At 70.1% G+C, this 12,918-nt stretch carries 10 protein-coding genes; 5 read left to right on the forward strand and 5 right to left on the reverse strand.

The features are described 5' to 3' along the window. Positions 1-55: 55 nt before the first annotated feature. The 4 genes from OG714_RS29865 to OG714_RS29880 all read right to left on the reverse strand — a co-directional run bounded on the left by OG714_RS29865 (position 56) and on the right by OG714_RS29880 (position 4,695). The gene (locus OG714_RS29865; protein ID WP_406125583.1) at positions 56-655 is read right to left on the reverse strand and encodes a hypothetical protein; all 600 of its coding nucleotides are present in this window, start codon (positions 653-655) and stop codon (positions 56-58) included. Further along, complete coding sequence (locus tag OG714_RS29870; protein WP_406125585.1) at positions 652-2,361, reverse strand: PHP domain-containing protein; 1,710 nt, start codon at positions 2,359-2,361, stop codon at positions 652-654. Before OG714_RS29870 ends, OG714_RS29865 begins: the two co-directional genes overlap by 4 nt. A gap of 127 nt (positions 2,362-2,488) precedes the next feature. Continuing rightward, the gene (locus OG714_RS29875; RefSeq protein WP_406125587.1) at positions 2,489-4,174 is read right to left on the reverse strand and encodes a cation acetate symporter; all 1,686 of its coding nucleotides are present in this window, start codon (positions 4,172-4,174) and stop codon (positions 2,489-2,491) included. Next, positions 4,171-4,695 (reverse strand): DUF485 domain-containing protein, encoded by a 525-nt coding sequence (locus OG714_RS29880; protein WP_406132001.1) that lies wholly within the window; start codon positions 4,693-4,695, stop codon positions 4,171-4,173. Before OG714_RS29880 ends, OG714_RS29875 begins: the two co-directional genes overlap by 4 nt. 348 nt (positions 4,696-5,043) lie before the next feature. Here OG714_RS29880 and OG714_RS29885 point away from each other — a divergent pair, with 348 nt between their 5' ends. Genes OG714_RS29885 through OG714_RS29895 form a run of 3 tightly spaced genes read left to right on the forward strand, consistent with a single transcriptional unit; the run spans position 5,044 to position 7,609 of the window. After that, on the forward strand, positions 5,044-5,358 hold the full coding sequence (locus OG714_RS29885; protein WP_406125588.1) for a polyprenyl synthetase: 315 nt from the start codon (positions 5,044-5,046) through the stop codon (positions 5,356-5,358). Continuing rightward, positions 5,348-6,403 (forward strand): polyprenyl synthetase family protein, encoded by a 1,056-nt coding sequence (locus tag OG714_RS29890; protein ID WP_406125590.1) that lies wholly within the window; start codon positions 5,348-5,350, stop codon positions 6,401-6,403. The genes OG714_RS29885 and OG714_RS29890 overlap by 11 nt, the downstream gene beginning before the upstream one ends. A gap of 45 nt (positions 6,404-6,448) precedes the next feature. Beyond that, positions 6,449-7,609 carry an oxygenase MpaB family protein gene (locus OG714_RS29895; RefSeq protein ID WP_406132002.1) on the forward strand — a complete coding sequence of 387 codons (1,161 nt, stop codon included), beginning with the start codon at positions 6,449-6,451 and terminating at the stop codon, positions 7,607-7,609. 12 nt (positions 7,610-7,621) lie between these two features. Here OG714_RS29895 and OG714_RS29900 read toward each other — a convergent pair whose 3' ends face one another. Next, positions 7,622-9,160, reverse strand: coding sequence for an MFS transporter (locus tag OG714_RS29900; RefSeq protein WP_406125592.1), 1,539 nt, complete (start codon positions 9,158-9,160; stop codon positions 7,622-7,624). A 380-nt stretch (positions 9,161-9,540) separates the two neighbouring features. Here OG714_RS29900 and OG714_RS29905 point away from each other — a divergent pair, with 380 nt between their 5' ends. Next, a complete protein-coding gene (locus OG714_RS29905; RefSeq protein ID WP_033284318.1) occupies positions 9,541-10,329 on the forward strand; it encodes an ABC transporter ATP-binding protein in 789 nt (262 codons plus the stop codon). Next, positions 10,326-12,899 (forward strand): ABC transporter permease, encoded by a 2,574-nt coding sequence (locus OG714_RS29910; protein WP_406125594.1) that lies wholly within the window; start codon positions 10,326-10,328, stop codon positions 12,897-12,899. The genes OG714_RS29905 and OG714_RS29910 overlap by 4 nt, the downstream gene beginning before the upstream one ends. Positions 12,900-12,918: the final 19 nt, after the last annotated feature.

Below are 12,918 nucleotides of genomic sequence, written 5' to 3' on the forward strand. Positions count from 1 at the left end.
CGCGGGCCCGGTGGGGGCTGGTCGCGCAGTTCCCCGCGCCCCTAGGCAGGCCCAGTCACGGGTGATCCGCGCAGCACGGTGTCGGGTTGGGGACCTCGAAGGGGGCCAGGGTGTTGCCCGCCGCCGGGACCAGGGCCAGGATCAGACGGCCTTCGCGCCATTCCGGGCGTACGTGGTCCTGGGTGTGTACGGGTATGACAGGGTCCGGAGCTTCGCCCGAGGTGGCGCCCACCACGAACACCCCGTCGATCGCCGTCAGTTCCAGCACGTCGGCCAAGGGGACGGTGCCCGTGAGGTGTTCCGCGCCCGGGAACAGCACCGCCCGGCCCGATCGTCGCGACGCGTGCTCGGTCGCGGCCAGGACCGCGGCTTCGGAAGGGCCGTGTCTACGGTCGCCCAGGGCCGCGCTCATCTCCGTCGCCGTCAGCCGTTGCCAGGCCTCCTCCGCTGAACCCTCCTCCGGCAGAGCCAGCGAGACCGCCGTGCCCCTTCGCCCGTCCGTCCGGATCAGGTGGGTGCACGCGACCGTCCCCGGTGGAAGGCCAAGGGTGGTTCTCAGGTCGCGGATCAGGTGGTCCGCCTCGCGGAGTGTGGTCGTGCCGGCGTCCACCCCGATGACGGGGTGGACGCCGGACGGGCCGTAGGGGGTGGTCATGCGGGGAGGACCCACATCGGGTTGGAGTAGAACCAGAGGTCCTTCCACGGGTCGGCGTCGCCGAGGACGTCCATCGCGGGGCCTACGGGGTCTACGGCCGCGCCGTTGATGCCTACGGCGGAGCGGTTGCCGTCGGTGCCGCGGAGGCGGACGTAGACCGGCTTGTCGAGGCGGCCGAGGGAGTACGTGAGGCGGACGGTGCCGGTGGACCTGTCGACCTCGAAGGACTTGACGACCTTTGTCGCCGGGGTGGCGAACACGTCACGGTCCTTGGCCGGGCCGGTGACGTCGCCCTGGATGACGTCGACTCGGGCCAACTTGGGCTGGAACTGGGCCCAGTTGGGGCCGTTGGCGAGGCTGATCCTGATGGTCAGGTCCACCTGGGCGCCTCGGCGTACGTGCAGTGCGCCGCCGAGGGTGACCTCGCGGCCGCCGTAGGACAGGCGGGCGTCGAGGCCGCTGATCAGACCGCCGTGGTCGACCCAGACGCGGCCCGCGCGGATGCCGTCCATGACCGCCTTGTACGCGAAGGAGGTCGCGCCGACGTGCGTGCGGGAGTACTGGCCGGGCCAGAAGTCGGTGTCGGTGAGGCTGATGCCGGTGCCGTAAACGGGGTCCTCGTAGCGGCCGTTGGCGTTGAAGTCGCCGCCCGGGCCGCGTACGGCCGTGTCCGCGTAGACGTTGTGGGAGTCGGAGTTGGCGGTGATCCACCAGGGCTTGCCCTCGGCGAGGAGGCTGTCCCACAGGCCGCCGACCGTCGACGTCATCCAGTCGAAGCCGCCCCAGGTGCGGTAACTCTCCAGCGGGTAACCGGGGAAGGAGTCCGCGCTCGGGCTGCCGTCGTAGATGCCGCGTCCGCCGCCCGGGCCGTTCGGCTTCGGGATGCCGCCCGCCTGGTGGCCGGGGGCGCCCTCCATGCCGACGGCGATCGAGGGCTGCGCGTCGCGCCAGCCGCGGATCTCGTGCGGGGAGTCGATGCCCTTGCGGGCGGGGTGGTTGGCGAGGAACAGCGCGTCCTTGACCTTGCGGCGGCGGACCTGGTCGGCGAGGAAGTTGACGCCCGCGATGGCGAGGGCCTCGTTGGCGGGCGAGTTGCCGCTCGCGTTCTTCACGCTGCCGTCGAAGGAGTTCTCGAACTCCTTGAGCACGGCCACCTCGTTGGAGCCGGGGTGCACGAAGACCGTGCCGTGCTCGGCGCCCGGGATGTTCCACTCCAGGCCCTGGAAGACGAGGGTGTCGTCGGTCTGGTCACGGGCCTCGACGATGTCCGGATTGACCTTCTCCACACCGATCTTGGCGTGCGCGACGCTGCCGTGGTCGGTGATGACCATCCAGTCCAGGCCGTGCGCGTTCGCCTGGCGTACATGGTCGATGACCCGGTACTTCGCGTCGCTGCTGTACTGGGTGTGGATGTGATGGTCGCCCGCCAGCCACAGGTAACCGCCGTTGCCCTTGGGTGACTTGGATGCGTGCTGCTGTACCGACGCGGCTGCCTCCCCCGCGCCGGCGAGCACGCCGCCCGCCGCGAGTCCCGCGCCCAGCAGGCCCGTTCGGCGCAGCATGCCTCTCCGCGACAGCTGACCGGGCGTCAACTCCTCGTCCGGTACGGACGTGTCGAGGGCGGGCGGCAGCGACGAGGAGTCGCCGTCCCCGTGGTGGTGATGGTGGTGGTGACCGTGGTCGCCGTGACTGTGGCCGTGGCTCATGTTCAACTCCCGCTGGAATGCAGGGACGTTCACGCTCGGACGTGCAGAGTCTGGAAAGGAGCGGTGAACAGCGGGAGTCGAGGTGGTGGTGTGGCAAAGAACGAGTCATGCACGGCTATGACGCCGGTCACGCGGGGCTTTTGCGTCGGTCATGCGGTGTCTCCTCGTCTGTCGCGCCGCTGTCCCTCCGTACCGCGCCCGCCAGGATCCACCCCTCCATCTCGTCGTACCGCCTGCGCTGTTCCTCCTCCTCGCGGCGGCCCGAGACGACCGTGCCCAGCCAGCCGCAGGCGAAGCCGAGGGGGATCGTGACGAGGCCCGTCGTGGTGAACGGGAACCAGTTGAAGTCGGCGTTCGGGAAGGCGGCGGCGGGCGAGCCGGAGACCAGGTTGGTGCCCGGCATCAGCAGCAGGACGGCGAGGGTGCCGCCAATGAGCGTGCTGAGCAGGCCCGTTCGGGTGTAGCGGCGCCAGAAGAGGCCGTAGACGAGGGCGGGCGCTATGGCCGAGGCGCCCAGGCAGAAGGACAGGGTGACGAGGGGTTGCAGGCCCCGGTGCTGGATCAGTGTCGCGAGCAGGATCGCCGGGATGCCCACCGCCAGCGCCGAGTAGCGGGCCAGTGTCATCTCGCGGCGGACCGGCATCTCCTGGACCCGGGTCGCGAAGACGTCGTGGGCAAGGGAGTTGGCACAGGCGAGGATCATCCCGGCGACGGAGGCGAGCAGGGTGAGGAAGACGGCCGTGGTGACGGTGGTGAACAGGAGGGTCTCCGCCGTCGACATGCTGGTCCCGAACACCGCCCGGGAGCCGAGGAGATACGCCGTGTTGCCCTGCGGGTCGGCCTGCGCGATCGCCGTCCGGCCGAGCAGCGCCGTCGCGCCGAACCCGACGACCGTCACGATCACCACGAACAGAGCCACGCTCGACACCGCCCACGACATCGACCGCCGCACCTGCCGGGCGCTCGACGCGGTGTACATGCGCATCGTGATGTGCGGGAGACAGGCGCCGCCGATGACGACCGTCAACTGCGAACTGATCATGTCCAGCCGGGGACTCGGTCCGCCCGCGAACTGAAGTCCCGAGTGCAGGAAGGCCGGTCCGGCGCCGCTGCGCTCCGCCGCCGTGTCGAAGAACGAACCCAGGTCCCAGTGGAACCGGTTCAGCAGGAGCACGGCGATCACGGCTCCCGACCCGAGCAGCATCACGATCTTCAGGATCTGGATGAGCGCGGTGCCCTTCATGCCGCCGATCGCCGCGTAGCTGATCATCAGCGCGCCCAGGCCGATGATGCAGCCGGTCTGCAGGAAGTCGCTGGAGAAGCCGAGGATGAACGCCAACAGCTGTCCCGCGCCCGCGAGTTGCACCAGCATCAGCGGCAGCAGCGCGATGATCGTCACCGCGCACGCGACGATCCGTACGGACCGACCCGGCATCCGGCGGGCGAGCGCGTCGCCCATCGTGAACCGGCCCGCGTTGCGCAGCGGTTCGGCCAGCAGGAACATCAGCAGCATCAGCGACAGGGCCGTGCTCAGCGCGAGGACGACGCCGTCGTAGCCGTACAGGGCGATCACCCCGCCGGTGCCCAGCACGCTCGCCGCGGAGATGTAGTCACCCGCTATGGCAAGGCCGTTGCGCAGCGGGGAGAGGGAGCCGTACCCCGTGTAGAACTCGTCGAGGTCGTCGCGGTCGGGGCCCGTCATCACACACAGCAGCAGCGTGATCGTGGCGACGGTGGTGAAGGCCACCAGCGACATGGTCTGCGAGGAGTCCCGGAGACCGGTCAGCGCGGTCGTCGTGGTCGGCGCGGTCATCGTGCCGCCTCCCGTCTCGCGTCCAGTTCGGCCTGTTTGCGGAAGCGGTCCGCGAGCGGGTCGACGCGGCGGCGGGCCGTGTGCTCGTAGAGCCCTATCGCCAGCCAGGTGACGGGCAGTTGGACCAGCGCGAGCAGCAGCCCGGTGGGCACACCGCCGGTCGCGGTGCTCGCCATCAGGGCGGGCGCGAACGCGGAGAGACCGAGGAAGAGGCAGAAGTAGCCGAGCGCGGCGGCGGTCGCCACCCGCCGTTGACGGCGGTACGCGCCGCGCAGGATGCGTAGATCGCTGTGGTTGCCGAGGGCGGGGCGACGGGGGAGGCGGCGGCGTTCGGGCGGGGGCGGGGGTGGCTGCCAGGGGTAGGTGACGGTGGGTGGGGAGGGGCGCGGGGGCGGGGGCTGGGGTGGAGTCGGGGGTGGTGCGTGGTCGTACGGGGTGTAGGGGTCGGAGTCCGGGTCGTACGGGGTGTACGGGACGGTCTCGGGGTCGTACGGGGTGTACGGGTCGGATGACGAACGCACATCATCCGGGCGGTACGAATCATGCGGAGGGTACGGGTCGTAGGACATCCCGTGCTCCTTGCGTGGCTCGGGTCCGTGGCGGCGGACCGCAGGGAGTGGGCGGCGGGGGTCACGCACGTTACTCGCCGGTTGGGGGATGTGCGTGGTTTTCGCCGAACTGGGCGGTCGGGAGGCGGTCGGTGGGCGTTTGTCGCGTCGGCCGGACGCCTGCCTCGGGTGTTGTCCGTACGGTCGAGCGAAGTGATCACTCGATCGTGAGTTTCTTCTCTCGGGTGCCCGGGCTGTCGCGATCCTGACAGGAGGGCGGGTGATCGGTGTCGCCCGGAAGTACTACGGGTGAGGAGCGGCATGGCGCCAGCGGCGGAGCGGCACGAGGGTCATGAGGGTCTGGACGAGCGGGCGTTGTTGCTGGTGGCCGGATTGGCCGAGCTGGCGGTGAGCACGGTGGGATCGGCCGTGGGGTCGGTGGTGGGCTCGACCCTGGGGGCCGTACGGGGGCTGCTGCGCCGGTCGGACGCCGCGGAGCTGGCGGCGGACGCCGAGCACGAACTGGCGGCGCGCGGGCGCCTGGTGCTCGACCGGTACACCGCCGTACCCCCGGCCCATCTGGAGACCCTGGCCCGGCACGCCCTGGCCCGGCAGGCCGCCGCCGATGGTGTCTGAGCGCTGGGAGCCGGCCTCTTTCAAGGGTCGCGTCGACCAGGTGCTCCAGCGGTTCGTGGCCGAGGAGGCCGAGCGGTTCGCGGAGATCGACCCGGCGCTGGAGCCGGTCGCCGGGCAGCTGGAGGCCGCGGTCGTGGACGGCAAACGGCTGCGGGCGGCGTTCTGTTACTGGGGCTGGCGCGCGGTGGGGCAGCCCGACAGCGACGCGCTGGTGCGGGCCGCGGCCTCGATGGAACTGGTGCACGCGGCCGCGGTCGTGCACGACGACCTCATCGACGACAGCCCGCTGCGGCACGGCCGCCCCACCGCCCACATCGCGCTGCGCGCCGCCGTACGCCGTCGCCCGCGGGCCGTCGCGGCCGCCAGGTCCCTCGCCATGCTGGTCGGCGATCTACTGATGGGCATGGCAGGGCAGTTGTTCACCACCAGCGGTCTGCCGGCGGCGTATCTCGCCCGGGCCCGACCGCTGTGGGCCGTGCTGGCAAGGGAGTTGATCGCGGGGGAGTGCCTGGAGATCCTGCGGACCGGGGCCGAGCCGGACACCGCCGCGTCCCTGAAGGTGATCCGGTACAAGACCGCCAAGTACACCGTGGAACAGCCCCTGTTGATCGGCGGCGCGCTCGCAGGCGCCGGCGGGCGGCTGCGTGAGGGCTACTCGGCGTACGGGCTGCCGCTGGGCGAGGCCTTCCAGTTGCGGGACGACGTCCTCGGTCTGTTCGGGAACCCGGAACACACCGGCAAGGCCAGCGCCGACGACGTGCGCGGCCACCGGCCCACCGCCCTCCTCGCGGAGACCTGGCGCACCGCGGGTGCCGAGGACCGGGAACGGCTCCGCGCACTCATGGGCCAACGCGGTCTGGACGGGGCGGAGTTGGACACGGTGCGCGAGACGATGCGCCGGCTGAAGGCACCCGACCGGGTCGAGGGCATGATCACCGCCCGGGTCGAGGAAGCGCTCGACGCCCTTCACGAACTGGATGTCCCCGCCCCCGCCGAGGCCGCGCTGACCGCGCTCGCGCACTCGGCGACGGTCCGCCTCTCCTGACCCGCGAACGACGAGGAGTCCACAGTGACGTACACCGAGACCTCGATGACGTACACCGAGACGTCGATGGACGGCCTGCGCGAAGCCGGTGACGAACTCGCCGACGCGACCGTCGCCGCCCTGTTCGACCGCGGGGAGGTGGGCAAGTTCAACACCCTCATGCGCTACGTCTCCGTCGCGGGCGCCCCGCTGCCGGACGGCCTGCCCGATGTGGCGCTGGAGTACCTCAACGCCACGAGCGCGCCGCCGAGTTGGGTCGACTGGGGCGAGATGGAGAGGGCCCGGCTGTTCTTCATCGACAACAACGTGCACATCTCGACCGCCCTGTCCTTCGCCTCCATGCCCGCCTGCTACGTCGTCCCGACCGTGGCGAAGCTCCTGTCGGCCACCCACGGGCTGAAGTACCCCTCCAAACGCATGGCGGAGACAGGGCAGTTCACCGTCTATCTGATGCAGCCCGGCGCCTTCGAGGCCGGCAGCCGCTTCATCCCCGCCGCGCAGAAGGTCCGCCTCCTGCACGCCTCCATCCGCCACCACCTCGTCCGCGAGAACCGTTGGGACACAGGCGAGTCGGGGACGCCGATCTGTCAGGAGGACATGATCGGCGGGCAGATGTTCTTCTCGATGCTCGTCCTGGACAGCCTGCACCGCCTCGGTATCCACATGTCGACGGAGGGCGCGGAGGCCTACTACTACGCCTGGCGCGTGGTCGGCGCCATGCTCGGCGTCGACCAGGACGCGGTCCCCAAGTCCCTTGAGGAAGCACGCCAGTTCCTCGACCTGTACATGGTCCGGCACATGGGCCCGTCCGAGGAGGGCGCGCACCTGACCCGCCAACTCATCGACCTCTACGAGGAGATCGTCCCCGGGACCTTCTTCGACCCGATCGTCTCCGCCCTCATCCGCCACCTCGTCGGCCCCACCTGCGCCGACTGGCTCCGGGTGCCGCGCACCCCGTGGGACACCGTCGTCAAGGCAGTGCCCCACCTCCTCGGCGTCCTGGAGACCATCGAGGACCACTCCCCGCTCGGCGCCTGGGCGCTGGACCGCCTCGGCCACCTCACCACCGTCCTGGAGCTGTCCTCCCTCACCCGCGGCCGCGTCATGCACTACGCCATCCCCGAACAGCTCAAGAAGGACTACGGCGTCCCCAACTCGGTCTCCCGCAAACGCCGTTGGACACCGCCCGCCGCCACCGTCTCCTGAACCGCGCGCTCCTCACTGCTCCTTGAGGACCGGGAACCGCCGGGGCGCCAGCACCAGCAGCACCACGAACGCCACCGCCGCCGCGCAGCCCGCGCCGATGTACACCGCGTGCACCGCGTCCGCGATCGCCCGCCGGGTCGCCTCGGGGACCGCGCCCGCGTCGAGGCCCCGCGTCACCGAGTCCAGGTCGCTCGCGCCACCGAGCCGGGACGCCAGCACGCCGTTGGCCACGGCTCCGAAGACGGACGCGCCGATCGTCTGGCCGGTCTGGCGGCAGAACAGCACGGACGCGGTCGTCACGCCCCGCTCCTCCCACCCGACCGTCGACTGCACCCCGACGATCAGCGGGAGTTGGAAGAGTCCGAGGGCCGCGCCGAGCAGCAGCATCAGCACCATCGGCTGCCAGGCCGCGCCCGGATACGGCAGGAACGGGAACGCGAACAGGATCAGCGTCGCCGCCCCGATCCCGAGCATCGCCGTGTTGCGGAAACCGATCCGCCGGTACACGTGCTGACTCAGCGCGGCCGACACCGGCCAGCTCAACGTCCAGACGGACAGCACGAATCCGGCCGCCACGGGTGCCAGGCCGAGCACCGACTGCGCGTACGTCGGCAGGAACACGCTCGGCGCCACCATCAGCAACCCCAGTGCGCCCAGGGCCAGGTTGACCGCCGCGATCGTACGGCGCCGCCACACCCACCCCGGGATGATGGGCTCGGCCGCCCGGCGTTCGATCGCCACGACCACTCCGGCCAGCCCAAGTCCCGTCGCGAACAGGGCGATCGAGGGCGCCGAGAGCCAGTCCCACGCCACCCCGCCCTGCACCAGCGCGGTGATCAGCACACCCCCGCAGGCGAACACGGCCAGCGCGCCCGCCCAGTCGATACGGGGGCGGGAGGTGCGGGTGCGCGCCGGTTCGTGCAGGTGGCGGACGATCAGCCACAACGCCACCGCCCCGACAGGGAGGTTGACGAGGAAGATCCAGCGCCAGCCGGCGTACGCGGCGAGCAGCCCGCCCACACCGGGGCCCGCGACCGCCGACACGGCCCACACCGTGGACAGCTTCGACTGGATCTTCGGCCGCTCCTTCAGCGGGTACAGATCGGCGGCGAGCGTCTGCACGGTGCCCTGCAACGCCCCACCGCCCAGGCCCTGTACGACCCGGAACGCGATCAGCGCGCCCATGCTCCAGGCCACCGAGCACAGCAGCGAACCGGCGAGGAAGACCACCGCGCCCGTGATCAGCACCGGCTTGCGGCCGAAGGTGTCGGAGAGCTTGCCGTAGACGGGCAGGGTGACCGTCACGGCCAGCAGATAGCCGGAGAACAGCCAGGAGAAGACGGAGAAGCCGCCGAGGTCACCGACGATCTGCGGTACGGCGGTCGAGACGATGGTGGCGTCGAGGGCGGCCAGTGCCATCGCGAGCATGAGGGCGGCGACGACGGCTTTCCGGCGCCGGTCGGGAGGGGCCGGCCTGGGCTGGTCGGCCGCCTCGGTTCGTATCTCGGTGTCGCCGTCCCCCTGGTCCACAGGATTCCTTTCCCCTTGCATCTATCTGCCGCGCACCAGCTTCCCACTTGAGCCTCACGTAGCGGCAGGGTGGAAGGTGAGCGGGCCGGTGGGTGGACCGAACCCCGAGATCGACTCCACCCGGCGGTGGAGACCCCCTAAGGGTCTCTCCGTACTACGGCCCGGGGGCGGTTCGTACCGGCGGAGGAGGAGAAGGACGAGGGGTCGTCCTTAACCTGGCTTTATGCCGCTGGGGGGCGGCAGGCCGAACCCAGGAGGGTGGGGTTTTCCCCCGGGAAAGACTGCGCTGAGCACCAGCGCGCCGGACCCCCTCCCACCGCCAGACTCATCGTCGTAACCACTTGAAACGCATCGACCGGGCACCGGCACGCTCGTCTGCCGACCGACTTAGGAGACATACCGTGACATCGGCTGTGACCATTCCCAGGCACGGGGGCACTGGAGGGCGTACGGCCGTTGCCGCGCGAGCGCGGCAGGTCGTCAAGGCGTACGGGGCCGGGGAGACCCGCGTCGTCGCCCTCGACCATGTCGACGTGGACATCGCCCGCGGCCAGTTCACCGCGATCATGGGCCCCTCGGGGTCCGGCAAGTCCACGCTCATGCACTGCCTCGCCGGGCTCGACACCGTGACCTCCGGGCAGATCTACCTGGACGAGACAGAGATCACCGGTCTCAAGGACAAGAAGCTCACGCAGCTGCGCCGGGACCGGATCGGGTTCATCTTCCAGGCGTACAACCTGCTGCCGACGCTGAACGCGCTGGAGAACATCACGCTCCCCATGGACATAGCCGGCCGCAAGCCCGACAAGGGCTGGCTGGCGCAGGTCGTGGAGACGGTCGGTCTGTCCAGCCGGCTCAAGCACCGGCCCAACCAGCTCTCCGGCGGCCAGCAGCAACGTGTCGCCGTGGCGAGGGCGTTGGCGGCCCGCCCCGAGATCATCTTCGGTGACGAGCCGACCGGAAACCTCGACTCCCGTGCGGGAGCAGAGGTGTTGGGCTTCCTGCGCCGCTCCGTCGACGACCTCGGCCAGACCATCGTCATGGTCACCCACGACCCGGTGGCCGCGTCGTACGCGGACCGCGTCCTCTATCTCGCGGACGGCCGGATCGTCGACGAGATGTTCAAGCCGACCGCGGACACCGTCCTCGACCGCATGAAGGACTTCGACGCGCGGGGGCGTACGTCATGACCGTCATGAAGACCTCGATGCGCAACTTCTTCGCGCACAAAGGGCGGATGGCGCTCTCGGCGATAGCCGTGCTGCTGTCGGTGGCGTTCGTGTGCGGCACGCTGGTGTTCACCGACACGATGAACACGACGTTCGACAAGCTCTTCGCGGCCACCGCGTCCGATGTGACGGTCCTGCCGAAGGCGGCCAAGAGCGACGGCAGCACCCCGCAGAACGGACTGCCCGAGTCGCTGCCGGCCTCCACGGTCGCGCAGGTGGCGAAGGTCCAAGGCGTCAAGTCCGTGGAGGGCGGCGTCAGTTCGATGAACGTGACCGTCGTCAACAGCGCCAACAAGAACATGGGGTCCTCGACCGGCGCGCCCACCATCGCGGGCAACTGGACGAAGAACGACCTGCGTTCGATGGAGATCACCTCCGGCCACGCCCCGCGCGGCCCGACCGAGTTGATGGTCGACGCCGACACCGCCGACAAGCACCACCTGAAGATGGGCGACTCGCTGCGCACCATCTCGCAGACCGGTGACTTCACCGCGAGGATCGTCGGCATCGCCACCTTCAAGGTGACCAACCCCGGTGCGGCCGTCGTCTACTTCGACACCGCCACCGCGCAGCGCGAACTCCTGGGCGCCACCGGCCGGTTCACCCAGCTCGGCGTGACAGCCGCGAGCGGTGTCTCCGACACCCAGCTCAAGCAGAACGTGGCACAGACCCTCGCCTCGTCGGGGACGTACAAGATCCAGACGGCCAAGGAGAACGCCGACGAGAACCGCAAGGGCGTCGGCCAGTTCATGAACGTCATCAAGTACGCCATGCTCGGCTTCGCCGGGATCGCGTTCCTGGTGGGCATCTTCCTGATCATCAACACCTTCTCGATGCTGGTCGCCCAACGGACCCGCGAAATAGGCCTGATGAGGGCGGTCGGCTCCTCCCGCGGCCAGGTCAACCGCTCGGTGCTGGTCGAGGCGACCCTGCTCGGGATCGTCGGCTCGATCCTCGGTGTCGGCGCCGGTGTCGGCATCGCCGTAGGCCTGATGAAGCTGATGAGCGCGGCGGGCATGGACCTGTCGACCCGGGACCTGACCGTGAAGTGGACCACCCCGGTGCTCGGCCTGCTCCTCGGCGTGATCGTCACCATCCTCGCCGCCTACCTCCCGGCCCGCCGGGCAGGCAAGGTCTCCCCGATGGCCGCACTGCGCGACGCCGGTACGCCGGCCGACGGCAAGGCGGGCTGGGTGCGGGGCCTGATCGGCCTGGTGCTGACGGGCGCCGGTGTCGCCGCCCTGTTCGCGGCGGCCACCGCCAAGAAGGCGACGGACGGTTCACTGGTCCTGGGCGCGGGCGTAGTGCTGTCGCTCATCGGCTTCGTGATCATCGGCCCGCTGCTCGCCAACGGGGTCGTACGGGTCATCAGCGTCGTACTCCTGCGGGCCTTCGGACCGGTGGGGCGCCTGGCCGAACGCAACGCGCTCCGCAACCCCAGGCGTACGGGTGCTACGGGTGCGGCCCTGATGATCGGCCTGGCGCTGGTCGCCTGCCTCTCGGTGGTCGGCTCCTCGATGGTCGCCTCGGCGACGAGCGAGCTCGACAAGTCCGTCGGCGCCGACTTCATCGTCCAGGGCAACCAGCGGATCGTGCCGCAGGCCGAGAAGGCGATGGAACAGTCGCCGGACCTCGTCCACGTCACCCGCTACAAGGACCTCGACGCCACACTCACCTCGCCCGACGGCCAGAAGGACACCGACGGCATCACCGCCGCCGACCCGTCCTACGCCCAGGACCTGCGCCGCGCCACCACGGCCGGCGAACTGTCCGCCGCCTACGGCACCAACGCGATGTCCGTCGGCTCCAAGTACGCCAAGAAGCACGGCGTCCACCTCGGCGACACGATCAGCGTCGCCTTCAAGGGCGGCGAGACGGCGAGGCTGAAGGTCGCGGCGATCACGGACGACGACGTCGCCATCGACCAGGGCGCGCGCTACACCAGCATCGCCACGATGCAGAAGTACGTCCCCGCCAACAAGATCCCGCCGAACGAGATCATGTTCGCCAAGGCCAAGGACGGCCAGGAGAAGCAGGCGTACGCGGCCCTGAAGAAGGCCATGGACCCGTACCCGCAGTACCAGGTGCGCGACCAGACCGACTACAAGCAGGAACTGAAGGACCAGATCGGCCAGCTCCTGAACATGGTCTACGGCCTGCTGGCTCTGGCGATCATCGTCGCGGTCCTGGGTGTCGTGAACACCCTGGCCCTGTCGGTCGTCGAGCGGACCCGGGAGATCGGCCTCATGCGGGCGATCGGCATGTCCCGCCGCCAGCTCCGCCGGATGATCCGCATGGAGTCGGTCGTGATCGCCCTCTTCGGAGCGCTGCTCGGCCTGGGCCTCGGGATGGGCTGGGGCGCGACCGCCCAGCAGCTGCTCGCCCTGGAGGGGCTGAAGGTCCTGGAGATTCCCTGGGGCACGATCATCGCGGTCTTCATCGGGTCGGCGTTCGTCGGTCTGTTCGCGGCGTTGATCCCGGCGTTCCGGGCGGGGCGGATGAACGTGCTGAACGCGATCGCCACGGAGTAGCCAACAGAGCCACTGTCCA

This window comes from Streptomyces sp. NBC_00989 (assembly GCF_045162655.1).
Taxonomy (GTDB): domain Bacteria; phylum Actinomycetota; class Actinomycetes; order Streptomycetales; family Streptomycetaceae; genus Streptomyces.